The organism is Sphingomonas sp. LR59, assembly GCF_036855945.1.
GTDB lineage: Bacteria > Pseudomonadota > Alphaproteobacteria > Sphingomonadales > Sphingomonadaceae > Sphingomonas.
Genome location: NZ_JASPFL010000001.1, coordinates 3,682,531 through 3,706,964 on the forward strand (window position 1 = coordinate 3,682,531; position 24,434 = coordinate 3,706,964).

Annotated in this window: 18 protein-coding genes and 1 pseudogene; 8 read left to right on the forward strand and 11 right to left on the reverse strand. The window is 67.5% G+C overall.

Annotated features, from left to right (window positions below):
- Positions 1 to 7 precede the first annotated feature (7 nt).
- The 8 genes and pseudogenes from kdpA (at position 8) to mdoH (ending at position 11,930) form a co-directional block, all read left to right on the forward strand.
- The gene (gene kdpA, locus QP164_RS17300) at positions 8 to 1,711 is read left to right on the forward strand and encodes a potassium-transporting ATPase subunit KdpA (protein WP_333923926.1); all 1,704 of its coding nucleotides are present in this window, start codon (positions 8 to 10) and stop codon (positions 1,709 to 1,711) included.
- Between the two features lie 14 nt (positions 1,712 to 1,725).
- Positions 1,726 to 3,756, forward strand: a complete 2,031-nt coding sequence (kdpB, locus tag QP164_RS17305; RefSeq protein WP_333923927.1) for a potassium-transporting ATPase subunit KdpB — start codon at positions 1,726 to 1,728, stop codon at positions 3,754 to 3,756.
- A gap of 315 nt (positions 3,757 to 4,071) precedes the next feature.
- A complete protein-coding gene (kdpC, locus tag QP164_RS17310) occupies positions 4,072 to 4,653 on the forward strand; it encodes a potassium-transporting ATPase subunit KdpC (protein ID WP_132737174.1) in 582 nt (193 codons plus the stop codon).
- Positions 4,650 to 7,308, forward strand: a pseudogene (locus QP164_RS17315) (DUF4118 domain-containing protein). Before kdpC ends, QP164_RS17315 begins: the two are co-directional and overlap by 4 nt.
- On the forward strand, positions 7,305 to 7,994 hold the full coding sequence (locus QP164_RS17320; protein ID WP_333923928.1) for a response regulator transcription factor: 690 nt from the start codon (positions 7,305 to 7,307) through the stop codon (positions 7,992 to 7,994). Before QP164_RS17315 ends, QP164_RS17320 begins: the two are co-directional and overlap by 4 nt.
- Before the next feature lie 301 nt (positions 7,995 to 8,295).
- Positions 8,296 to 8,541 (forward strand): hypothetical protein, encoded by a 246-nt coding sequence (locus QP164_RS17325; RefSeq protein WP_332755681.1) that lies wholly within the window; start codon positions 8,296 to 8,298, stop codon positions 8,539 to 8,541.
- A gap of 87 nt (positions 8,542 to 8,628) precedes the next feature.
- Entirely contained in the window at positions 8,629 to 10,122 is a 1,494-nt protein-coding gene (locus QP164_RS17330; RefSeq protein WP_333923929.1) for a glucan biosynthesis protein, read from the forward strand.
- A complete protein-coding gene (gene mdoH / locus QP164_RS17335; protein WP_333923930.1) occupies positions 10,122 to 11,930 on the forward strand; it encodes a glucans biosynthesis glucosyltransferase MdoH in 1,809 nt (602 codons plus the stop codon). The genes QP164_RS17330 and mdoH overlap by 1 nt, the downstream gene beginning before the upstream one ends.
- 101 nt (positions 11,931 to 12,031) lie before the next feature.
- Here the strand turns inward: mdoH and QP164_RS17340 are convergent, their stop codons facing one another.
- The 11 genes from QP164_RS17340 to QP164_RS17390 form a co-directional block, all read right to left on the reverse strand.
- On the reverse strand, positions 12,032 to 13,543 hold the full coding sequence (locus QP164_RS17340; RefSeq protein ID WP_333923931.1) for a DHA2 family efflux MFS transporter permease subunit: 1,512 nt from the start codon (positions 13,541 to 13,543) through the stop codon (positions 12,032 to 12,034).
- Positions 13,540 to 14,967, reverse strand: coding sequence for a TolC family protein (locus QP164_RS17345; RefSeq protein ID WP_333923932.1), 1,428 nt, complete (start codon positions 14,965 to 14,967; stop codon positions 13,540 to 13,542). Before QP164_RS17345 ends, QP164_RS17340 begins: the two co-directional genes overlap by 4 nt.
- A 218-nt stretch (positions 14,968 to 15,185) precedes the next feature.
- On the reverse strand, positions 15,186 to 16,085 hold the full coding sequence (locus tag QP164_RS17350) for an efflux RND transporter periplasmic adaptor subunit (protein ID WP_277982920.1): 900 nt from the start codon (positions 16,083 to 16,085) through the stop codon (positions 15,186 to 15,188).
- Positions 16,082 to 16,288, reverse strand: a complete 207-nt coding sequence (locus tag QP164_RS17355) for a DUF1656 domain-containing protein (protein WP_132737194.1) — start codon at positions 16,286 to 16,288, stop codon at positions 16,082 to 16,084. Before QP164_RS17355 ends, QP164_RS17350 begins: the two co-directional genes overlap by 4 nt.
- Positions 16,285 to 18,258 carry an FUSC family protein gene (locus QP164_RS17360; protein ID WP_443027460.1) on the reverse strand — a complete coding sequence of 658 codons (1,974 nt, stop codon included), beginning with the start codon at positions 18,256 to 18,258 and terminating at the stop codon, positions 16,285 to 16,287. Before QP164_RS17360 ends, QP164_RS17355 begins: the two co-directional genes overlap by 4 nt.
- A gap of 79 nt (positions 18,259 to 18,337) precedes the next feature.
- Complete coding sequence (locus QP164_RS17365) at positions 18,338 to 18,727, reverse strand: MarR family winged helix-turn-helix transcriptional regulator (protein ID WP_333923933.1); 390 nt, start codon at positions 18,725 to 18,727, stop codon at positions 18,338 to 18,340.
- 276 nt (positions 18,728 to 19,003) lie between these two features.
- A complete protein-coding gene (locus tag QP164_RS17370; protein WP_333923934.1) occupies positions 19,004 to 19,801 on the reverse strand; it encodes a TOBE domain-containing protein in 798 nt (265 codons plus the stop codon).
- Positions 19,802 to 19,883: 82 nt separating this feature from the next.
- Complete coding sequence (locus QP164_RS17375; protein ID WP_333923935.1) at positions 19,884 to 20,543, reverse strand: thymidylate kinase; 660 nt, start codon at positions 20,541 to 20,543, stop codon at positions 19,884 to 19,886.
- Between the two features lie 19 nt (positions 20,544 to 20,562).
- On the reverse strand, positions 20,563 to 23,109 hold the full coding sequence (gene mprF, locus QP164_RS17380; protein WP_443027489.1) for a bifunctional lysylphosphatidylglycerol flippase/synthetase MprF: 2,547 nt from the start codon (positions 23,107 to 23,109) through the stop codon (positions 20,563 to 20,565).
- Between the two features lie 5 nt (positions 23,110 to 23,114).
- Positions 23,115 to 23,408 (reverse strand): DUF2147 domain-containing protein, encoded by a 294-nt coding sequence (locus QP164_RS17385; protein WP_243643278.1) that lies wholly within the window; start codon positions 23,406 to 23,408, stop codon positions 23,115 to 23,117.
- A 147-nt stretch (positions 23,409 to 23,555) separates the two neighbouring features.
- Complete coding sequence (locus QP164_RS17390; protein ID WP_333923937.1) at positions 23,556 to 24,305, reverse strand: AcvB/VirJ family lysyl-phosphatidylglycerol hydrolase; 750 nt, start codon at positions 24,303 to 24,305, stop codon at positions 23,556 to 23,558.
- Between the last annotated feature and the right edge of the window lie 129 nt (positions 24,306 to 24,434).

Below are 24,434 nucleotides of genomic sequence, written 5' to 3' on the forward strand. Positions count from 1 at the left end.
CGCCCTCATGACATTCGAAGGATGGATCCTCATCCTGGGCTTCGTTGGCATCCTGCTGGCGTTGACCAAACCCGTCGGCCTGTGGCTGTTCGCCTTGTACGAAGGCCGCCGCACGCCGATCCACGCGGTCCTCGGCCCCGTCGAGACCGGCTTCTACAAGCTCAGCGGCATTGATCCGAAGGCGGAGCAGGGCTGGCGCCGCTATGCCCTGCACATGATCGTTTTCAATGCCGTGCTGATGGCGCTGACCTACGCGGTGCTGCGTCTGCAGGGCGTGTTGCCGGGTAATCCGCAGGGGCTCCCAGGGCTCAGCCCCCACCTCGCGTTCAATACCGCGATCAGCTTCACCGCGAACACCAACTGGCAAAGCTATGCCGGTGAATCGACCATGTCGAACTTCAGCCAGATGTTCGGGCTGACGATCCACAACTTCCTGTCGGCGGCAACGGGCATCGCGCTGGCATTCGCGCTGTTCCGCGGGTTCGCGCGGCGATCGAGTGCGACGATCGGCAATTTCTGGGCCGACATGACGCGCGTCACGCTGTACGTGCTGCTGCCGATCTGCGTCGTCGTGACGATCTTCTACATCGCCAGCGGCGTGCCGCAGACGCTTGCCGGCACCGTCGACATCACGACGCTCGAAGGGCTCAAGCAGACGCTGACGCTCGGCCCCGTGGCGAGCCAGGAAGCGATCAAGATGCTCGGCACCAATGGTGGCGGCTTCTTCAACGCGAACTCGGCGCATCCATTCGAGAACCCGACCGCGCTCGTCAACCTCGTGCAGATGCTGTCGATCTTCGTCATCGGCTTCGGGCTGACCTGGACCTTCGGCAAGGCCGTCGGCAACACCAGGCAGGGCTGGGCGATCCTCTCGGCGATGCTCGTGCTGTTCCTCGCCGGCGTCACGATCACCTATGCCCAGGAAGCCGCGGGCAACCCGATCCTCCACCAGATCGGCGTCGCGGGCGGCAACATGGAAGGCAAGGAGGTCCGCTTCGGGATCGCCGCGTCCGCCCTGTTCTCGGTGGTCACCACCGCCGCATCGTGCGGCGCGGTCAACGCGATGCACGACAGCTTCACGGCACTCGGCGGCATGATCCCGCTGCTCAACATGCAACTCGGCGAAGTCGTCATCGGCGGTGTCGGTGCAGGCATCTACGGCTTCCTGTTGTTCGCCATCCTGGCTGTGTTCGTCGCAGGCCTGATGGTCGGCCGCACGCCCGAATATGTCGGCAAGAAGATCGAGGCGCGCGAAGTGAAACTGGCGGTGCTGGCGATCGCCATCCTGCCGCTCGTCATCCTCGGCTTCACCGCGCTCAGCGCTGTGCTGCCCGACGGGCTGGCGGGGCCGCTCAACAAGGGGCCGCACGGGTTCAGCGAGATCCTCTACGCGTTCACCAGCGCCGTCGGGAACAACGGGTCGGCCTTTGCCGGGCTTACCGCCAACACGCCCTATTACAACGGCTTGCTGGGCGTCGCGATGTGGCTTGGGCGCTTCTTCATCATCGTGCCGATGCTCGCCATCGCCGGTGGTCTCGCTGCGAAGAAGTACACGCCCGAAAGCGCAGGCTCGTTCCCGACGACGGGTGCGCTGTGGGTCGGCCTGCTGGTCGGGATCATCCTGATCGTCGGTGGCCTGACCTTCCTGCCGAGCCTCGCGCTCGGTCCCATCGCCGATCATCTCGCGATGATCAGCGGCAAAACCTTCTGACGGGACAAGCCAAAATGGCACGCACCCCTACCAAGTCGCTGTTCACGGCCGACTTGATCATTCCGGCGATCGGCGACGCTTTCCGGAAACTCGATCCGCGGCAGTTGATCCGCAACCCGGTGATGTTCGTCACCGCGGTCGTCGCCACGCTGTTGACGATCCTCGTCAACGTCGGCGGCGACGGGCTGTCGGTCGGCTTCAAGATCCAGCTGGTGATCTGGCTGTGGCTGACCGTGCTGTTCGGCACCTTCGCCGAAGCGCTGGCCGAAGGCCGCGGCAAGGCGCAGGCCGCGTCGTTGCGCGCGACCAAGGCCGAACTGACCGCGCGCCGCATGAAGGGCGACCAGGTCGAATCCGTCCCCGCCAGCATGCTCCGCGCAGGCGACATCGTCCTCGTCACGATGGGCGACCTGATCCCGGCGGACGGCGAAGTCGTCTGGGGCGTCGCCTCGGTCAACGAAGCCGCGATCACCGGCGAGAGCGCGCCGGTGATCCGCGAGGCGGGCGGGGACCGCTCGGCGGTGACCGCGGGCACGCGCGTCATCTCCGACGAGATTCGCGTGAAGGTCACCGCCAACCCCGGCGAAGGCTTTCTCGACCGCATGATCGCACTCGTCGAGGGCGCCGAGCGGCAGAAGACGCCGAACGAGATCGCGCTGACGTTGCTGCTCGTCGGCCTGACGATCATCTTCCTGATCGCGGTCGGCACGATCCCCGGTTTCGCCAGCTATGCGGGCGGCCGTGTGCCGGTCGCGATCCTCGCGGCGCTGCTGATCACGCTGATCCCCACCACGATCGCCGCGTTGCTGTCGGCGATCGGGATTGCGGGGATGGACCGGCTGGTGCGGTTCAACGTGCTGGCGAAGTCGGGGCGTGCGGTGGAAGCGGCGGGCGATATCGACGTGTTGCTGCTCGACAAGACTGGTACGATCACGATAGGCGATCGTCAGGCGAGCGAGTTCCGCTCGGTCGGTGGCACGCGTGACGAGGAGCTGGCCGAGGCGGCATTGCTCGCCAGTCTCGCCGACGAGACGCCCGAGGGCCGCTCGATCTTGGTGCTGGCGCGCGACAAGTTTGGTGTGACGACCAGCGAACTGCCGGGTGACGCGGAGGTCATTCCGTTCACCGCGCAGACTCGAATCTCGGGCGTGATCGTCGGTGGTTCGCTGATCCAGAAGGGGGCCGTCGACTCGATCCTGAAGGCCAATCCGGGGGCAGGGGCAACCGCCGCAGCCACCGAACTGCGCCGCATCACCGACGAAATCGCCCGCGCCGGCGGTACCCCGCTGGCGGTGGCCCGCGATGGCCGGTTGCTCGGCGCGATCTTCCTCAAGGACGTCGTGAAAGCCGGCATCCGCGAGCGGTTCGGCGAGCTGCGCGCAATGGGCATCCGCACGGTGATGATCACCGGTGACAACCCGCTCACCGCCGCCGCGATCGCCGCCGAAGCGGGGGTCGATGATTTCCTCGCGCAGGCGACGCCCGAGGACAAGCTCGACCTGATCCGCAAGGAACAGCAGGGCGGACGGCTCGTCGCGATGTGCGGCGACGGCACCAACGACGCGCCGGCTCTGGCGCAGGCGGACGTCGGCGTGGCGATGAACACCGGCACGCAGGCCGCGCGCGAGGCGGGCAACATGGTCGACCTCGACAGCGACCCCACCAAGCTGATCGAGATCGTCGGTCTCGGCAAGCAACTGCTGATGACCCGCGGTGCGCTGACGACCTTCTCGGTGGCGAACGATGTCGCGAAGTATTTCGCGATCATCCCGGCGATGTTCGTCGCGCTCTATCCGGGGCTCGGGGTGCTCAACGTGATGCGGCTGGGTTCGCCCGAAAGCGCGATCCTGTCGGCGATCATCTTCAACGCGATCATCATCCCGATGCTGGTACCGCTTGCGTTGAAAGGCGTGGCGTACAAGCCGATGGCCGCGGGGCCGCTGCTCGCGCGCAACCTGGCGGTGTATGGCCTGGGGGGCCTCATCGCGCCGTTCGTCGGGATCAAGCTGATCGACCTTCTGGTCGGCGTGCTGGGGCTGGCATGATGGTCAACATCAGTCCGTCGTGCGCTCGCGCGCTGTCTCACCACGAGCCACCACCCCGGCGAAGGCCGGGGCCCAATTGGAAAGGCCGAGGTAACGAAGCGCAACTCGAGTTGGCGACGTCACCCAATTGGACCCCGGCCTTCGCCGGGGTGGTGCCGAGTGGGCGGGCGCAAGGTGCAACGCGTTCCGGGCCTGACACCCCGACCCAACCCAACCCCGCCACCCCAGCGAAAGCTGGGGTCTCCCTCCCGAAGCGCGCCGTGCGCGGCACGATACCCCAGCGTTCGCTGGGGTGACGGCAGAAGGAAGCATGCAATGACCTCCGATTTCACCTCCGCCCTCCGCCCGGCGTTCGTCATGACGATCCTGTTCGCGCTGCTGCTTGGGATCGTCTATCCCCTCGCGATGACCGGGATCGGACAGGCCATTTTCCCCGCCCAAGCAAACGGCAGCCTCGTCATGGCCAACGGCAAGGCGATCGGCTCGGCCGTCGTCGGCCAGGCCTTTACCACCGGCCGTTATTTCCAGACGCGGCCGTCGGCGGCCGGCAAGGGCTATGATGGCCTCGCCTCGTCGGGCTCGAACTATGGCCCCACTAGCCAGGCGCTCGTCGACCGCACCAAGGCCGACGTTGCCAAGCGTCGCGCGGAAGGCGTGACCGGGCCACTCCCCGCCGATCTCGCCACCGCCTCGGGTTCGGGCCTCGACCCCGACCTGTCGCCAGCCTCGGCCTATGCCCAGGTCGCCCGCGTCGCCCGTACCCGCGGCCTTCCTGCCGACAGGGTCCGCGCGCTGGTAACCGCCAATGTCGAGGGCCCGCTGCTCGGCATTCTCGGCGAGCCGCGCGTCAACGTCTTCGCCCTCAACCGCGCGCTGGACGCAACGGGCGCACGTTGAACGACGACACGCGACCATCCCCCGAGGCCCTTCTGCGACAGGCGTCGCAGGAGGGTCGCGGCCGTCTGAAGATCTTCCTCGGCGCGGCCCTGGTGTCGGAAAAACCTACGAGATGCTTTCCGAAGGCGCTGAGCGCCGCCGCGCCGGTGTCGACGTCGTCATCGGCGTGGTCGAAACGCACGGTCGCGTCGAAACCGAAGCGCTCACGCGGGGCCACGAGATCGTCCCGCGCAAAGCGATCCCGTACGAGGGCCGCACGCTCGACGAGATGGACCTCGACGCGATCCTCGAACGCGCGCCGACGCTGGTCCTCGTCGACGAACTCGCCCACACCAACGCCCCCGGCAGCCGCCACCCGAAACGCTACCAGGACGTCGAGGAACTGCTCGCCGCGGGCATCGACGTCTATTCGACGATCAACATCCAGCACATCGAGAGCCTCAACGACGTCGTCGCCTCGTTCACGCGCGTCCGCGTCCGCGAGACCGTCCCCGACAGCATCGTCGAGGCTGCCGAGATCGAAGTCGTCGACATCCCGCCCGACGAACTGATCGAGCGGTTGAAGGCGGGCAAGGTCTATCTCCCGCAAGAGGCCACCCGCGCCCTTTCGCACTTCTTCTCCAAGTCGAACCTGTCGGCCTTACGTGAACTCGCGCTCCGTCGAGCAGCCCAGGCCGTCGATGCGCAGATGCTCGAACACGTCCGCGCATTAGGCGTCGGCGGCACCTGGGCGGGCGGCGAGCGGATCGTCGTCGCGATCAGCGAACTCCCCGGCGCGCTCGGCCTCGTCCGCGCGACCAAGCGGATCGCCGACGCGATGCATGCGCCCTGGACCGCGGTGTATATCGAGACGCCGCGCGCGCAGACTTTCGGCGAGGCCGAGCACCGCCAACTTGCCGCCGTCTTCAACCTAGCGACGCAGCTTGGCGGCGACGTCGCTACCGTCCCCGCGACGTCGGTGGTCGACGGCTTGAAAACCTTCACCACCGAGGCCCGCGCGACGCAGCTCGTGGTCGGCAAGTCGAGCCGCTCGCGCTGGTTCGAACTCCGCCACGGTTCGGTCGTCGACCAGATGGTCCGCGAGACGCCGGGCATCGCCGTCCACGTCCTGCCGATGGAGGCGGGCACTGCGGCGCCGACCGGGAGAAAACGCACCGGCGATTGGGGCAGCAAGGCAGGCTATGCCTGGACGACGGCGATGGTCGCGGGCGTTACCGGCGTGGCGAGCGCACTGTTCCACATCCTCAACCTCGGCAATGTCGCGCTGCTGTATTTGCTCCCGGTGATGGCCGCGGCGAGCCTGTTCGGGCTGCGCACCGGGCTGTTCGCCGGCATCGCCTCGTCGATCGCATATAATTTCTTTTTCCTGCCGCCGACCGGTACGCTGACGATCAACAATCCCGAGAACGTCATCTCGATCCTCGTCCTGCTCGGCATCGCGTTCGTGACGAGCCAGCTCACGTCGCGGGTTCGCGCTCAGGCCGATATCGCGGCCGCGAGCGCCCGCACCAACGCCGCGCTCGCGGGGTTCCTGCGCCAACTGACCTCGCTCAACGAGCCGGTCGCACTGGCGCGTGCAATCTGCGAGGAAATCGGGCGGTTGTTCGGCGTCCGCGCGGTGATCCTCGTCGCGGAGGATACCGGCCTTGCGGTGCAGGCCGCGAACGGCGCGGATTACCGGCTCGAGACGATGGAGATGGCGGCCGCGCAATGGGCCTATGACAGTGGCGCGCCGGCGGGGCGCGGGTCGAGCACGCTGGCTGCGTCGGAGTGGTTTTTCCAGCCGTTGCGGTCGGGCGAACGAACGCTGGCGGTGCTAGGGCTCGCGCGTGAGGCGGGGGGCGATCCCGTGCGATCGGACCAGCTGCCGTTGCTGATGAGCCTGGTCGACCAGGCGTCGCTGGTGCTCGAACGCGCGCGGCTGGAGGTCGAGATGCGCGATGTCGACGCGGTGCGTGAACGCGATCGGCTGCGGCAGGCGTTGCTGTCGTCGGTCAGCCACGATCTGCGCACGCCACTGACGTCGGTGATGGCGGCGGCGGGGAACTCCACCGTGGCGTCACGCCTGAGCTGATCGACACGATCGAGACCGAGGCGGCGCGGCTCAACCGCTTCGTCGGCAATCTGCTCGACATGGCGCGGGTCGAGGCGGGGGCGCTGCGGTTGCGGCTCGAACCGACCGACCTCACCGACGCGGTGGCGGGCGCGGTGCACGACACGAAGCGCGTGCTCGAAGGCCATGCGATCGAGCTGGACGTCGCGCCGAACCTGCCGCTCGTCCGCGTCGATCCGCAGTTGCTCCACCATTGCCTGCTCAACCTGCTCGACAATGCCGGCCGGTATGCGGATCCGGGGACGCCGATCGTGGTGCGTGCGGAACACCGTTTCGGGCTGCTCCGGCTGTCCGTGATCGACCAGGGGCCGGGCCTGCCGCCCGGCCGCGAGAAGGAGGTGTTCGAGACGTTCCGCCGCCTCGAAGGCTCCGATCGCGCGATTGGCGGGACGGGGCTCGGGCTTGCGATCGTGAAGGCGTTCGCCGAAGCGATGGGGATGAGCGTCGAAGCCAGCAACCGCGAAGACCTGACGGGCGCGCAGTTCAGCCTGTGCTTCCCGGTGGCCCTGCTCGTCCGCGAAACCGATGGAGCGAATCTATGAGCGTGCAGACGGTCCTGATCGTCGACGACGAACTGCATATCCGGCGGTTGCTGAAGAACACGCTGGAACGCGCGGGGTACGGCGTCGAGGAGGCGGTCGACGCGCGCGAGGCTTTGCGCATCGCGGCGAGCCGGCCGTTGACCGCGGTGCTGCTCGACCTGGGATTGCCCGATCGCGATGGGTTGGAGCTGGTACCGTTGCTGAAGAAGCTCGGCGATCCGATCATCCTCGTCGTCTCCGCGCGCGAGGCGACCGACCAGAAGGTGGCGGCGCTCGATCTGGGGGCCGAGGATTATGTGACCAAGCCGTTCGATACCGAGGAGTTGCTCGCACGGTTGCGGGTCGCGTTGCGAGGTCGCGGCGAGGCGACGGCTCGGCCGACGGTGTTGCGCGCGCATGGGGTGGAGATCGATTTCGAACACCGGCTCGTCCGCCGCGGGAACGAGGAAGCGCATCTGACGCGCAAGGAGTTCGATGTGTTGTCGGCGCTGGCGGCGCATCCTGGGCGGGTCGTGACGCACCAGCGGATATTGGAGGCGGCATGGCCGACCGATCACGATCGCCGGATCGAATATCTGCGGATCGTGGTGCGCAACCTGCGGCAGAAGCTGGAGGGGACGGGGGGCGTCGGCACGGTCATCGCGAACGAACTGGGGATTGGATACCGGCTCCTCGTCGACGCCTGAACAAGTTCATAGGCAGAAAGCTTGTTTCCCCGCGAAGGCGGGGATCCAGACTGGGCTCCCGCCTTCGCGGGATAACAAGGAAACGGGCGGTCTGCTCTTTATTCCGCGCAACCAGCCGTCACGCTACCCAATCCAACCGTCACCCCAGCGAAAGCTGGGGTCTCCCTGCCATAGGTCGCCCCTGCCGCGAGAGGTCCCGGCTTTCGCCGGGATGACGGGGTTGCGCACTACGCGAACACTATGGCTCCCCCGCAAAATCGATCTCGAACGCTTATGCGGCGAGCGATAGCTGAAGCGTCGCATGACCGACGCCCGCCGCCTTCGCACCGACCTCAGCCTCCGCGCGAGCGGCTTCCTGTCGCTCGCGCTCGCCGCCATCGCAATCCACACGTTGGCCGGTCTCAAGCCATCGACCAGCGTACTCGCATTCCTGCTCGCCACGATCGGCTTCCTCTGCGCGAGTGGTGGCGCGATGCTGGTGATCGTCGGCCACCACATCCACGACCGGGTTAAGGTCAGCGCTCGCTGGCGACGCGTGGCGCGATAGGCCGCGCCGGGGGCGGGACCTGTCGACGCGCGCGCCCGATGTCCTTATGCTACCGCATTGCAGCATGATGACGAGGGAGCGCTCTGCATGATCGGTCGACGCGAAGTAATGACCGCGCTGGGTCTGTTGGGTGTCCTGCCACAGGCCGCCGCAGCGATGCGCGCAGCGCCCGGCAAGGCGGAGCCGTTTTCGTGGGAAACGCTTCAGCAACGCGCCGCAATGCTTGCAACGAAGCCGTACCAAGCCCCCGCCAAGGTCGCTGCCGCCGCCGCGATCGATTACGACAAGGTCGGCAGCATCCGCTTTCGCGCGGACAAGACGCTCGCCGGCGGCATCCGGCTGTTCCCGCTCGGTCGCTATGCGCCGATGCCGGTCGCGATCAACGTCGTCGAGGGCGGGCAGGCGCGCCGCATCGAGTTTTCGCGTGACCTGTTCGAGGCCGAAGAGGGGCATGCCGCCGCGCTCGGCATCGCCGGGTTCCGCGCGATGGCGCCGGGCGGGACCAGCGACTGGATGGCGTTCCAGGGCGCATCCTATTTCCGCACCGCCGGCGCGCAGGATCAATATGGCCTGTCCGCGCGTGGGCTCGCGATCAACACGGGGCTGCCGGGTCGCGAGGAATTTCCCGACTTCACCGAATTCTGGATCGAGCGGACCGGCGCCGACGCGTACACGATCTACGCGCTGATGGATGGAGCCAGCGTCACGGGGGCGTACCGGTTCCAGTCGCGGCATGTCGCGGGCGCGGGCGTCGAACAGCAGGTTTCATCCGTACTGAACATCCGCCGCGACATCGAGCGGCTCGGCGTCGCGCCCGCGACCAGCATGTTCTGGTACGGCGAAGGCAACCGCGCCGCCGCGGTCGATTGGCGGCCCGAGATCCACGACTCCGACGGCCTCGCGTTGCTCACCGGCGCGGGCGAGCGCATCTGGCGACCGCTCAACAATCCGCCGCACGATACGCTCGACAGCTTTGCGGATCAGGCGCCCAAGGGCTTCGGTCTGATCCAGCGCGACCGCAATTTCGATCATTATCAGGACGACGGGGCGTTCTACGATCGCCGGCCGAACTTATGGGTTCAGCCGCAGGGCGATTGGGGCAAGGGTGCGGTGATGCTCTATGCGTTCCCGACCAACAGCGAGACGGTGGATAATGTCGTCTCGTTTTGGACGCCGGCCGCGCCTGCCAAGGCCGGGCAGCGGCTGCAGTTCGATTACTCGCTGTCGTGGAGATCGAGCGACCCGACTGCGGTCGCCGCGACCGCGCATGTCGTCGATTGCTGGCAGGGCGTCGCCGGCCGACCCGGCGCGGAACCGGTCAAGGGCGCGCGAAAGCTCGTGGTCGATTTCATCGGCGACGGTCTCGCCGGGCTCGACCGGCAGAGCGGCGTGACCGCCAAGATCGACGTTGTCCGCGGCAAGGTGCTCGCCAACGCGGCGTATCCGGTGGTCGGCCAGAAGAACCGCTGGCGCGTGACCGCCGACATCGCGCCCGATGCACAGGGCCCGGCCGACGTCAGGCTGTTTCTCACGCGCGGTGGTCGCGCGCTCAGCGAAACCGTGCTGACGCCGATCTTCTGATGTCCGACCTTCCCGCCATGATGCCGGGCGAGTCACCGATCGAGATGCTCCCGCAGCGTTTCGACGGGCCGCCGCCGCCCTGGTCCGCGCCCGAGCCGGGGCCGGGCATGGTCGTTTCGAACGACGATATGCTCGCGCGCCGGATCATCCTGATTTTGATGACCGGTCTGTTGGCGACCGCGGCATCGTCCGCGGTGCAGGAATCGCTGCTCGCCGACGGGCTGAGCCTGTGGGACGCGGTATTGCTGGCGTTGTTCTTTCCGCTGTTCGCGTGGATCGCGTTCGGCTTCATGAACGCGGCGATCGGCTTTGTGCTGTTGATGACCGGCGGCCATCCGGGCTTCGTGCCGACACCGCGCCAGTCCGAACCGCTCGAGGGGCGCACCGCGATCCTGATGCCGGTTCATAACGAAGACATCGACGCCGTGTTCGAGCGGATCGCCTGGATGGCGCGCGCGATCGCGGCTGGCGGTGTCGCCGACCGGTTCGACATCTTCATCCTGAGCGACTCGGGCGAAGCGGCGGAGGCGGCCGAGGTCGCGGCGTGGCAGAGGCTCGCGCCGACGCTCGACTGCGCGCTCTATTACCGCCGCCGGACCGTGAACGTGGGCCGCAAGCCGGGCAACGTGGCGGAGTGGATCCGGCGGTTCGGCGGCGGTTACCGCTATATGCTGATGCTCGACGCGGACAGCCTGATGGGCGGCAACACGATCATCGGCATGGCGCAGGTGCTCGAACGGCGGCCCGCGGTGGCACTGCTCCAGACCGTGCCTGCGGTGATCAACGGCGTCACGTTCTTCCAGCGCTGGATGCAGTTCGCCAGCCGGTTATATGGCCCGATCTCGACCGCAGGGCTCGTCTGGTGGTCGGGCTCGGAGGCGACCTTCTGGGGCCACAACGCGATGATCCGGATCGAGGCGTTCGCGGCGAGTTGCGGCTTGCCCGACCTGCCCGGCCGAGCGCCGTTCGGCGGCGTCATCATGAGCCACGACATGGTCGAGGCGGCGTTGCTGCGGCGGCGCGGCTGGCGGGTGCACATGCTGATGACCGAGGAAACGTTCGAGGAATATCCGCCGACCTTGATCGACGCGGCGGTGCGCGACCGACGCTGGGCGCAGGGGAATATTCAGCATCTGAGCTTGCTGACCTCGTCTGGGTTCCACTGGGTCAGCCGGCTGCAACTGCTGATGGGCGCGTCGGCGTTCATCACTTCGCCGGTGTGGCTGCTCATGATTGCCACCAGCGTCGTCCAGGCGCTGCTCGGCGAGCGTAATATCGTCGAGGCGCAGACCTCGTTGCAGGTGCTGTTCGTGACGCTGCTGCTGCTGTTTGGGCCGAAACTGTTGAGCGTGATCTGGGCATTCTCGAATGCCGAGCGTCGCGCGGGGTTTGGCGGGCGGCGCGGGATCGTGCGGTCGGTGCTGGTCGACGTGCCGTTCTCGATGTTGTCCGCGCCGGTGATCGCGTTGACGCAGACGATGGACCTCGCCGGGATATTGATGGGGCGGAAGTCGGGCTGGGCGCCGCAGAACCGCGATGCGCATGAGTTGTCGCTGGCGGACGTTATGCCGCGGTATCGCTGGCATGTCGGGGTCGGGGTGGCGTTACTGCTGGTGACGCCGTTCGCGCCGATCACCGCGGCGTGGCTGGCCCCGGTCACGCTCGGGTTGTTGCTCAGTCCGTTCCTGACGATGCTGACCGCGAGCGAAAAGGCGGGGCGGTGGGCCTTGTCGCACGGGATGTTCGTCGAGCCGGGCGAGCATGTGTCGGTGCTGTCTCGACCATCGCTGCCGGCGCATAGCGGCTAACCCCGCACTTCGTCATCCTGACGAAAGTCAGGACCCAGAGCCACTCAGGGCGCCGCTCGTTACCCTGGGTCCTGACTTTCGTCAGGATGACGAAGTAGGCGTCAGGATGCGGGGAGGGCCTTATGCCCGCTCAACTCCGCCCCCGCGTCCACTGCGAACCGCCGGTTCCAGATCGTTGCCGACGCCGACACCGCGGTCACCACCAGGAACGCCAGCGTGAAGTCCGTCAGCGCCGGCCGGGTCGCGCCCGTTCCCAGCATCCCGACATGCAGCGACGCTGCACCGACGCAGATGCCGAGCGACAGCATCAGTTGCTGGAACGTCGCGTAGAAGCTGGTCGCGCTGCTCATCCGCGACGACGGGATCTCGTCATACGCGATCGTGTTATATGCCGAAAACTGGAAGGACATGACGAAGCCTGACACCAACAATACCGCAAAGATCGCGGGGATCGGCCAGTCGGGGCGGAAGAGGCCGGCGACCGCGTAGCCCGAGCTTGCGCAGAGGCCACCGACGATCAGGCTGTTGCGGAACCCGAAGCGACGGAGCACGCGCGGGGCGAGCCCCTTCATTCCCAGCGAGCCGATCGCGCCGGCGATCGTGATCGCGCCGCTCGCCGCTGCGGTCATCCCGAAGCCCAATTGGAGCATCATCGGCAGCAGGAACGGCTGCGCGCCTTGCGTGATGCGGGTCAGCGATCCGCCGATCACCGACAGGCGGAAGGTGGGGATCCGCATCAGCGACAAGTCGAGGATCGGGTCGCTGCGGTGTTTCGCGTGGCGGATGTAGGCGACGCCGGCAATCAGTCCGACCGCGATGAGCACCATCGCGCGCGGCAATTCGCCTGTCCTGCTGGTCATCTCGAACCCGAACAGCAGGCAGCCGAGCGATATGCCCGACAGGATGAAGCCGGGGACGTCGAACCGCGCTGGTTTGTCCTCGCGCACCTCGCCGATGAAGCGCGTCACCAGCACCACGCCGAGCAGGCCGATCGGCACGTTGAGGTAGAAGATCCAGCGCCAGTCGAGATAGGTGACGATCGCGCCGCCAACCGGAGGGCCGAGGATCGGGCCGATCAGCGCGGGCATGATCAACCACGACATCGCCTGGACCATGTCCTCCTTGGCGACGCTGCGGAGCAGGACGAGGCGGCCGATCGGGATCATCATCGCGCCGCCGAGACCTTGCAGGAAGCGGGCGACCATCATGAACGGCAGGCTGGTCGCCTGGCCGCACAGCATCGATCCGCCGACGAAAATGAGGATCGCCGCGCGGAAAATGGTGCGCGAGCCGAACCGGTCGGCGAGGCGACCGCTCGCCGGGATAAAGATCGCGAGCGCCAGCAGGTACGATGTCAGCGCCGAACTCATACTGGTCGCGGGCACGCCGAAATCGCGTGCCATCGTCGGCAGCGCGGTGGCCAGCACGGTCGAGTCCATCTGTTCCATGAACAGTGCACACGCGATGATCAGCGCGGTGATGCGGTAGTTGCTCGGCGTATGCGGCAGCGCGTCCGGATCCCTGGCGACGCGCGCGATGGTGTCGGCGGCGGGCATGATGCCGTCGCGGATCTCGCTGTTGATCGAGGCGAGACCGCGTCTGCGGAGCCTCACGTCTGCCACCCTCCGCCGAGCGCCTTGAAGACATCGACCTGGCGATCGACCAGCAACGCGTCGGACGCGGCGAGGTTCGCCTGCGCGGTGGTGAGCGCCGCCTGTGCGGTCAACAGCGACAGGAAGTCGGTGCGGCCGAACCGGTAGAGCGTGCCGGCCTGATCCGCGGCGCGCGCGGCGCTGGACTGCGCGCGGCGGAGGGCTGCGTTGCGGTCCCCTTCGCGGGCATAGGCTGAGAGCGCGGTCTCGGTCTGGCGGAGTGCCTCAAGCGTGGTGGAGTCGAACTGGGCGAGTGCCTGGTCCGCAGTTGCGCCTGCCTGCGCGATCTGGGCGCGAACGACCGGGCGGTTGGGGAAGCTCCAGCTTATCAGTGGCCCGAGCCCGAGGTGGAACGCGTTGGTCGAGCCTAGCGACGACACCGGCCCGGTGAAGCCTGCCGAACCACCGAGGCTGACCTGCGGATAGAGGTTCGCGGTCGCGACGCCGATCCGCGCGGTGGCGGCGGCGAGGGTGCGTTCCGCGCCGCGGATATCGGGGCGGCGGCGGATCAGCGCTGCACCGTCACCGATCGGGAGCGGACGATTGAGTGCGGGCGGCTTTGCGCAGGTGGCGACGTCCTTGGGATAGTCGGCCGGCGCGCGACCCATCAGCGTGGCTAGCCGGTACAGCGCGGCGGTGCGGGTCGCGACCTGTGCGGGGATCAGCGCCTCGCTCTGGTCTACCGCGGTTCTGGCGCGCGTCACGTCGAAGGCCGTCCCGCGGCCGCCGCGTTGCAGGCGTTGCGTCACGTTGAGAGTCTGGCGTTGTAAGGCGAGGATGCGGTTGTTGGCGGCGAGCACCGAATTGGCGGTGCAGGCTGCGGCATAGCTCCGCGCGGTTTCGGCTGCGACGGTGACGCGGACGTTGTCGCGTGCGGCGGCGACGGCCTCGGCATCGCCTTGCGCGGCCTCGATCCCGCGGCGGATGCGGCCGGAGAGGTCGAGCGGATAGGCTAGCGTGATGCCGAGGTTATAGTCGAGCGTGCCGGGAAGGTTGCCGCCGGTCGTGTAGGGTCGGTCGAGCGAGGTGCCGCCGCCGAGCACGGTCGACAGCGTGCGGCCCGCGGCGACTTCGGCGACGACCGCATCGGCGCGGCGCAGGTTGGCGTCGGCGGCGCGGAGGTCGGTGTTGGCGGCAAGCGCTTCGGTGACGAAGCCATCGAGGCGGGGGTCACCGTAGAGTTGCCACCAATGGTCGGGGAGCGGGGTGTCGACGAACGCCTTTTCATGGCCGCTGTCGAACTGGCCCTGGGCGGAGGGGGTGTTGACGGCGGCGCGGTCGGGGAGGGCGTAGTTGGGGCCGGCGGTGGTGCACGCGGCAAGGGCGAGCGAAAGTGCGCCACTCAGTATCCGGGGCGCTTTGGACGATATGCCGCAAGCAACCACGGCATGCCGGCTTAGGCTGTGGGCTGCATCCCCACATCTTCCTCCCCGGCGGAGGCCGGGGTCCAGTTGGGTATCGTTGCCAACAAACAGCTGCGCTTCGTCACGACGGCCTTGCCACCTGGGCCCCGGCCTCCGCCGGGGTGGTGCATCGGTCTGGGGGAAGCGCGTGACAAACTCGGTCGGGGCCAGGAGGCAATCACGGATGCCGGGTTCGCGCTTCATGCCGTCGTCCCCGGCGCGACGCGCGGCTCGACCGTCACCGTTGCCGTGCGGCCGACGATCAGCTGCGTTCCCTTCGGCACCTGGGTCAGCTTCACGCGAACCGGAATGCGCTGCGCCAGCCGCACCCAGTTGAAGGTCGGGTTGACGTTCGGCAGCAGGTTCGTCGTGTTCGTCCGCTCGCTGTCGTTGATCCCCGCGGCGATACTGTCGACGCGGCCGTGCAGCGCCTGCGGTTCGCCCATCAGGTGGACGATCACGGGGTCGCCGAGGTGGATGCTGCCGAGCTTGGTCTCCTCGAAATAGCCCTCGACGCGCAGTGAATCGGTGTCGACCAGCGCCATCGCCTGCGCGCCCGTCGCGATATAGTCGCCGGGGTGGAGATCGAGGTTGGTCACGATCCCGTGCACCGTCGCTCGTACCGTCGTGCGGGCGAGATTGAGCGCGGCGGTCGATCGGGCGCTCTGGGCCTGCGCGAGTGCGGCGGACGCGGTGGCGACGCGCGCGACGTTCTGCTCGTGCGTTTCCTTCGCCACGAGATCGCCGAGCGCCAGATCGCGCTGCGCTTCACGGCGCGCCTGCAACAGCGTCGCGCGGGCGCTTGCGATCGAGGCATCCGACTGCGCCAGAGTCAGCTGGAAACGCGGGCGATCGACCACGAACAGCACGTCGCCGGGCTTCACCGCCTGATTGTCGTGCACCGCGACCTGCGTGACCAGCCCTGCGACGTCTGGCGTCACGCGGACGATATCGGCACGGATATGCCCGTCGCGCGTCCACGGATCGGTCTCGTAGCGCTGCCACAGCCACAGCGCGACCAGCACCGCGAGCGCGACGATGATCAGCGTGACGGCGGAACGACCGAGGGGGGCGAGCAGCGATTTCAGGCGGGTATTCATGCGGAAGGTCCGGTCAGCAGGGCGAGCAGCCCGAGGATGAGGATGAACAAGGCGAGGTCGACGAGCGGTCGATAGGTGACCGCGCGATAGGCGCCGGCGAACGCGAGCAGCCGCGTGGCGATGCCGGTGAGGATGACCGCTGCGACCGCGAGCAACAGGATGCTCGGCAGGTAGACGCCGCCGATCGAGATTTCGCCGGTCATGCGGCCACTCCGTACGCTGGTGCCAGATAAGGGGGCGCCGACGGGAACAGGTTGCGCCGCAGCGAGGTCAGCGCGAGTACGCTCGTGCGGTGGCGATCAGGCGTGGATGTGGCCATCGCCGCCATCGCGGTGTCGATCCCGGCGAGCAGATCGGGCTCGGGGGGCGCAGGCTCGTTGGGGCGCAGGGCGCGGTAATGTGCGCCGATACCGCGGAGAACCGGTGTTATCGTTGCGGCCTCGTCAGGCGTACCGTCGAGCCGCAACTGCTTGAGTTCGCCGACCGCGACGCCGACGCGCAGATCGGTCAGCGCGTCGAGCAGCGGCTTGCCCGGATCCTCGCCCTGCAAGGCGAGCCGCGGCGCGAGCAGGCCGATCCGGTCGAGCATCCGTGCGATCCAGCCGGCCGCATCGGGGCGGCTCGTCGAGTCGCTGCGCGCCGCCAGTTCGCGCCAGCCTGCACGGATCAGCCGCCGTGCGCTGGTGTCCGCGCCGATCGTCTGGAACAGGCCGACCGTGACCACCGCGAACAACGTGCCGACCAGCTGGGCAATGCCGCCGTTGATGAAGCTGTTGAAATCAGTGCCAAAGCGGTCGTTCAGCCCGACCGTGTTGAGGCCGCCGAGCAGTGCGCCTAGCGTTACGAGCAGGGTCGTCGGGCGCGCGAGGTACATCCCGCCGATCAGCATCGGCGGCGCGAGGACCGCGACCAGAGTCACGAAATCGGTCACGCGTGGCAGGATCGCGAAGGCGTAGATCGCGGATATGACGAGGCCGAGGATGGTGCCGTAGAAGAACGCCTTGATCGCCGGCGCGGGATCGTCGCTGTTGCCGAACAGCGCGCAGCACACGCCCGCGATCAGCACCGCACCGGCGCCGTCGGCCCAGCCGGTACCGATCCAGAAGATGCAGCCGAGCAGGATCGTCGCGACGGTGCCCGCGGCGGCGCGCAGTGCGATGCCGCGGTCGCGGTGGAGCGGTCGTCTGGCGATCCGGGCGAGCAGGCGGGCGACTGCGGGGGTGACGGGCGCGCGCGAGGGCGAGCGCATCTGGTCGCGCAGGTCGCGCGCGTTGCGGTGCGCATCGACCAGCTCGCCGAGCCGGGCCAGCAGGCTGAGCCGCAACGCGTCGCGCCAGATCAGCGTCTCACCGGCCGGCGGCTCGAGCGCGCGGGCGCGTTCGATCAGTGCGTCCGCGGTCGAGCCTCGGTCCGCTACAGGCGGAGGGTCACGCAGCCATTCGCGGACGTCCTCGATCAGCGCGAGGGCCTCGGGACGGGGTGCGTCGGCACCGCGCTTCAGCTCGACGATGCGGTCATCGACCGCGCTGGCCAAGGGGAGCAGCATCGACAACTCAGCTTGCAACGCACGGAGCGTACGCGTGCGGGGCAGCAGCCGCGCGGTATCGAAGGGAAGGTGGATCGAGAGCTGGTGAAGCTCGTTGATGTCGAGTGCAAGCCGTCGCCGATCGCGGTCGAGCGTGGCGTCGGACGCCCCCGCCAGCGAATCCCGAGACCAGCGCTCCGCATCGGCAAGGATCGCGTCGATCCGCGTGAGCAGCGTCGCGGTCACGGTCTGCGGGAAGACGAAGCCGTGGATCAGGCTGCCGCAGAGAATGCCGATCGTGATCTCCTGCACGCGTAGGGCGGCGATCGTGAACACGGCACCGGGCGTCGTCACCGACGGAAACCCGATGATGCTCGCGGTATAGCCCGCGAGCAGGAACAGGTACGCGCGGGGCGTCCGGTCGAGCAGCGAGATGTAGAGGCACAGCCCGAGCCACAGCGCGAGGCCGAGCGACAGGAGTTCTGGCGCGTTGACCAGGTTCGGCACCAGCACGACCGCGGCGACCGCGCCGAGCACGGTGCCGGCGACGCGGAACACCGCCTTCGACAGGACTGCGCCCGCGAGCGGCTGCGCGACGATGTACGACGTCGTCACCGCCCAATAGGGGCGCGTCAGCCCGATCCTCAACGCGATATAATAAGCGAGGATCGCGGCGACGAAGCATTTGACGGAGAAAAGCGCTTCCTTCCCCCGAACCGGGCGAGGCTCATCGCGCGCGATCCGCCATGAAGCGTGCGCCGAGCCGTTCCGCGACGCGCAACGCGGTGGCGAGATCGGCGTCGGACACGTCGTCGAGCATTGCCGCGCGCAACGTCGCGAATTTCGCTTCGATCGTGGTCACGAGTGCGCGGCCGTGTGCGGTCAGGCGGATACGGCTGACGCGAGCGTCGGCGGGGTCGCGCCGACGCTCGACCAGGCCCGCCGCGGTCATCTGGTCGATCGAACGAACCAGCGAGGCCTGCGTCACGTCGAGCTGACTTGCAAGGTCGGTCTGGCGAACGTCGTCGCCGAGCCGCCCGACCTGGACCAGCGCCCAGCCGGTCGACGCGGAGACGTTCATATCGCGCAGCGCACGATCCGCTGCCTGCCGCCACATCTTCGCGAGCGGGAGTAGCGTGCGCGCGTAGGCGGATTCGAGGGCGGCACGGGGGAAGTCATTAGCGTGCTAAGTAATGCCGTTTACTTATGCTGCAATGCGGAATCGGTTTGTGACGGAAAAGTTAGAAACGTCCGCGGACTGATAGGAACCACCCCGGCGGAGGCCGGGGCCCCAGTGGAAAGGTTGCAGTAACGGAAGGCCGAACTCAGTTAGCAACGTTACCCAATTGGGCCCCGGCCTTCGCCGGGGTGGTATCGGGTAGCGCGAGCGGTGTTACTCGACCGCCAAGATCACATGGCTCGCCTTGACCAAGGCCAGCGCGCGCGTGCCGATCTGCAGGTCAAGTGCGTCCGCACTCTCCTTGGTCAACGTCGCGGTCAGCGTCTTGCCGCGCGTCAGTTCGAGCGTCACTTCGCTGGAGATCGCGCCGTCCTCGCGCGCGATGACCGTCCCCGCCAGCGTGTTGCGGGCCGACGTCCGTAGGCTCTCGTCGCCTCGCGCCAGGATGACGAAGCTCGACTTGATCAGTGCCAGCGCGGTTGCGCCGGGCACCAGCCCAAGATCCTCCGCACTGCCGCGCGTGATCGTCGCGACGATCTCGACACCCTCGGCGACGGCTAGCGTCACCTCGGCATCGATCGTTCCCGGCGTCACCTGCGATACAGTCCCCCGCAAGACGTTGCGCGCGCTCGTCTTCATCCCGATTCCCCATAGCAAAGGCTTCAACGACAACCCGTTTGACACGCTCGCCTCGATCCGTGCCATCGCGCTGGCGAGCTCTGCTTCGGCGACCGCATAGCCATCGAGCACCGCCACGCCCGCCTCGGTGATCGGGCTCGCGCCGCCGTCCTTGCCACCCGCTGCGGGGAGCACGAGCGGGCGGTCGAACAGGTTGTTCATGACCTGCACCGCGTCCCACGCCGCCTTGTAACTCAGTCCGACGACCTTGGCCGCGTTGGTGATCGAGCCGCCGTCGCGGATCGCGCGGAGCAGCGCGATCCGGTCGGCACCGACGCGACCGGTCTGATGCTTGGCGAGCAGGATCGTGGCATGGAGGGCGGGGTCCGTCATCCGACCTCCATACTCACTGGCGAATGCGGAAGGTAAGCCCGATCGTGCGCGGGTCGCTCGGCGTGGCGAGGATGACGGCAGGTCAGGCGAGGAGCGCTACGATCTCCGCCGCGATCTCCGCGGGTAACCGCGACGCGCCGTCCGTCACGGTCGACACCGTCGCCCAGCGCCCCAGCAAACCCGCCTCGGCCATCGCCGCATAGTTGGTCCGTACCCGGTCCTGCAGTCCGGTATCCGCCTCGTACGCATCGAATGCATCGTCGGTGTAGGACCGCTTGCGCTTCTTGAGGATCAGCCCGCGGGCGATGTCGGCGGGCGTGTCGAGATACACCGAGAGGTCCGGCTTCGGCAGCGCGAACGAGCCCGTCTCCAGGTCGGCGATCCAGGTCATCATCGCGTCCGCCTCGTGCCGAGGCACCTGTGCCGCCTGATACGCCATGTTCGAAGCGATGTAGCGATCGAACACCACCACCTCGTTCGCCGCCATCGTCGCCAGCAGGTGCTCGCGCGATTCCATCCGGTCGAGCGCATACAGCACCGCAGCCGCTTTCGGCGACGTGCCGCGCGGCAGCGTGCCCGCCAGCATCGCGCCGAGTGCCCAGCCGCCGACCGTTTCGGTATAGCGTGGGAACGACATGATTTCGGCGGTGCGGCCGGCGGCGCGCAGCTGCTCGACCACCAACGCCGAGGCGGTGGCCTTGCCCGCGCCGTCGGCGCCTTCGATTGCCATTAGGAAGCTCATAGGGGAGCCCTAGCAAGCCTTACCGGCTCACCAAAGCCTGCAAATCGATGAGGCCCCGCAGCAGCGACGTGCCGCCCGGCGACGCGATGTAGCGCGGCGTCCAGTTCGGGCGGAATTTCTCCTTGTACGCGCGCAGGCCTGCAAACCCGTAGAAGCGTTCGCCGTGGCGGAACAGGAACGCCGCCACCTTCGACCAGGTCGGCGACAGTCGACGCGCCTCGATCCCCGACAGCGGCGCCATCCCGAGCGAGAAATGGCGATAGCCGTTCTCATGCCCCCACAGCATCAGCCGCGTGAACAGGAAGTCCATGCCGCCCTGTGGCATGTCCTTCGAATGGCGCATCAGGTCGACCGACAGTTCCTGCCTGTTGGGCGTGCCCCAGACGTTGGCGAAGGCGACGACCTTGCCCTCGATCCGCACCACCGCACAGTCGAACTTGGCCATATACCCCGGCTCGAACCTGCCGACGCTGAAGCTCTTCTCGGCATGATCCTTGTCGGCCAGCCACCAGTCGGAGATCTGCTGCAACTCGGGGATGATCGCGGGCATCTCGGCGGCGGGGACGACCGCGAACTGCGCGCCCGCGCGTTCCGCGACCCGCGCCGCCTTGCGGACGCTGCGCATCTCGGGAGTCTCCAGCGTGAAGCCCTCAAGTTCGACGGTTGCCTCTTCGCCGTATTTGACGAGCTTCAGCCCCATCTCGATCGCGATCGGCACGATCCTGAGGCCGATCTGGTAGAGCAGCAGCCGGCCCTGTGCGGCATCGGCGCGCGCGCGGATCGCCCAGAGCAGTTCTGACCACGCCTCGCTTGGGCCGACAGGGTCACCAAGCACGATCCAGCTCGCGCCCTTGACCTGGTACATCAGGAACGCATCGCCGCTGTCCGATACCAGGAAGCGCTTGTCGCCGGTGAAGGCGAGCATGGCGTCGGTGCGGTCGGCGTGCGCGAGTGCTGCCTGAGCCACGTCGTCGGGCAGCGTGTCGTGGACGACCGGCACCGGCGCCGCCGCAAACATCCGCCAGATCGCCGCACCGATCAACAGGAGCCCGACCGCGAGACTGGTGCGCAGGAACCGCGACGCATTGGCATTGGTCTCGAACTGCCACCACAGGTCGCTCGAATAGCCGACCCGGCGGTACGCGAAGAACCCGATCAGCACCGACAGCCCGATCGCCGCGCCGACGCCGACCAGCCATTCGGGCGACAGCGGCTCGGCGGTCAGTCGCGTTCGCCGATAAAAGGCCGCGCGCGTCCATTGCAGCGCGACGGCGGTGAGCAGCAGGATCGTCGCCTCCTCGTAATCGAGGCCCTTGGCGATCGACAGCAGCGTGCCCGCGACGAGCAGGGTGCGCGCCGCCCAGAACGCACCGTCGAGCCGCCGGTACAGGCCAAGCGCAACGAACAGCAGCATCACCCCGACAAGGCTGGCAGCGACGTGCGCCATCTCGCTGATCGGCAGCGGCAGGATCGTCGCCAGCGTGTCCATCCGGCCGGGCGCCGCGGGCAGCGCACCCGACACGAGCAGCATCGCGCCGCTCAGGAACACCAGCACGCCGAGCAGCAGCGGCGCGAGCGGTAGTGCGATCGTCAGCGGATCGGTGCCGCGGCCCTTGCCCCGATCCCGATTGCGCCATTGCCGCCCCTCGTGAAACGCCATCAGCATCGCCGCCAGGATCAGCGGCGCGACATAATAGATGATCCGGTAGGCGAGTAGCGCGGCGAGAACCGTGGCGTTGTCCTGCGGCATCGTCGCGATGATCACCGCCTCGAACACGCCGAGCCCGCCGGGGACATGGCTGATCAACGCGACGACGATCGCGACGGCATAGCCGAGGAACAGCACTGGATAGAGGTCTGGCGATGCGTTTGGCAGCAGCACGAACAACGCCGCGCTCGCCGCCGCGAGGTCGACGGTGGACACCAGCAGGAGGGCGATCGCCTGTCGCCAGTTCGGCAAGGGCAGCCGCCAGCCGAACAGCCTGAGTGCGCCGCCATGACGATACCGCAGGACGATCCCCAGCATCGCCAGCGGGATCGCGATCCCGATCGTCCGCTCAAGCAGCGGTGGCATCGTCCAGTGGACGATCGGCAGCATCCCCGGATGGATCGCCATCGACAGGCTGGCGACGGCGATAACCCCTGCCCAGAAGGTTACGCCTGCAATGAGCACGACCCGCGCCACCGCCGCCTCGTCGAGACCGGCGCGGCTATAGACGCGGTAGCGCGCGGAGCCCCCGGTCAGCATCGCCAGACCGAGATTGTGGCTGATCGTGTAGCTGGTGAACGAGGCGACCGCCGCGGTCCGCCATCGCAAGGGGTGGCCGATCACCTTCAGTGCGATGGTGTCGTAGAAGGTGAGCGCGATATAGCTGACGACGGTCAGCGCGATCGACGCGGACAATTCGGGCCAGCCGAGCGCCGCGAAGGCCGCGCGCACCTCCGATAGACGGATCTCCGCGGTCAGCTTGTGGATCGCGGCGAAGCCCAGCACGGCGACGACCAGCACCGCAAGCGCGATCAGCGTGCCGCGACGATGCGCGATCCAGTCGCGGATACCGGTCATGTGCGTCAACCGCGGTGCCACGTCTGTGTCTTGCAGAAGAAGCCGCCGATCAGACAGCCCTTCACCGTGATCGTGTTCGTGTCGACCAGCTTCAGCGTCGATCCAAACGTGCGTCCCATGTCGGGGACGAAAATCTGCCCCGACCATGTGTCGCGTCCACTGGGGCGATACTCGCGGAGCAAGGCGGTACCGATCAGTTTCGGCGTGCCACCGTCGCGGGCATCGGCCTGCGCCTCGTCATTGGCGCGGACGACCCAGCCGCAGAGTTTGTCGCCACACGCGCCCGTCTTCACGGCCACGCTGTCCTTCGGATTGTGCCAGATTCCCTCGACTGCAGACGCGGGGGCGGGAGACGGGGAGCGGGAGACGCGGGGGCGGGAGACGGGGAAGCGGGGCTTCCCGCGATCATCGCGAGCGCCAACAGTGCAGCAACCATCAATCGATCCTCAAGCTGCGGAGACGAACCGCCATATCACGTCGTAGAGCGCATCGGCGTCGCGGTGAAGCGGATGCCCACCGGGCAGCGCGACGCGTCTTGCATTGGCCTGCGTTAACAGCGGGCAAAGACTATTCGTCTCGACGATGCCCTGGACGCACAGCAGAGGGGCCCAGGTGAGGTGGCGCGCGGTGGGCAGCGCCGGCGTGGTCGGCGTCCAGAGATCGAACACTTCGCTGGGCGAGGCGCGGAACTGGACGTTGTCCTCGGGCACGATCAGCGCGACGCGGGCGATTTTTGCGCGCAATGGCTGAGGGAGGCCGACCAGCCCGACATGGAGCATGTCTGCGCCGAACGACTGGCCGATCAGGACGACCCGGTCGGTATGGCCGAGCCGCAACGCGCGCTGTTCGGCACGCGCGATCAGTGTGGTGATGTCCGCGGGCGTCCGAGTTTTGCGTAGATAGGTCAGCGTGTTAACCGCGACCACCGGCACGCCGTCTGCGGCCAGCCGCCGCGCGATCTCCGGCGCCATGCCGATCTTCAACCCGAGGTCGCCACTCAGCAACACGACCGCATAGCGGCGCTGGGGTTTGGACGGCGTGATGTCGGCGAACACAGGTCCACCGAAATAGCCGAGCCAAGCCATGAAGCCGACTGCGGCGAACCCGAATACGGCAAAAGCGAGCAAGGATCGGCGAAACCACATCATTTGCAACCGATTGCGCCCGACCGGATGATCGGCACGTGGAGCTGACATGACGTTTTCGTCACGCATTTTGGCCGTATCGCACTTTGTCCGGGCGCCGAAAATGCCTGTTTGAGAAGCTCCACCCCGGCGAAGGCCGGGGCCCAATTGGCAAGGTGGTCGTAACGGCGCGCCGCGCCT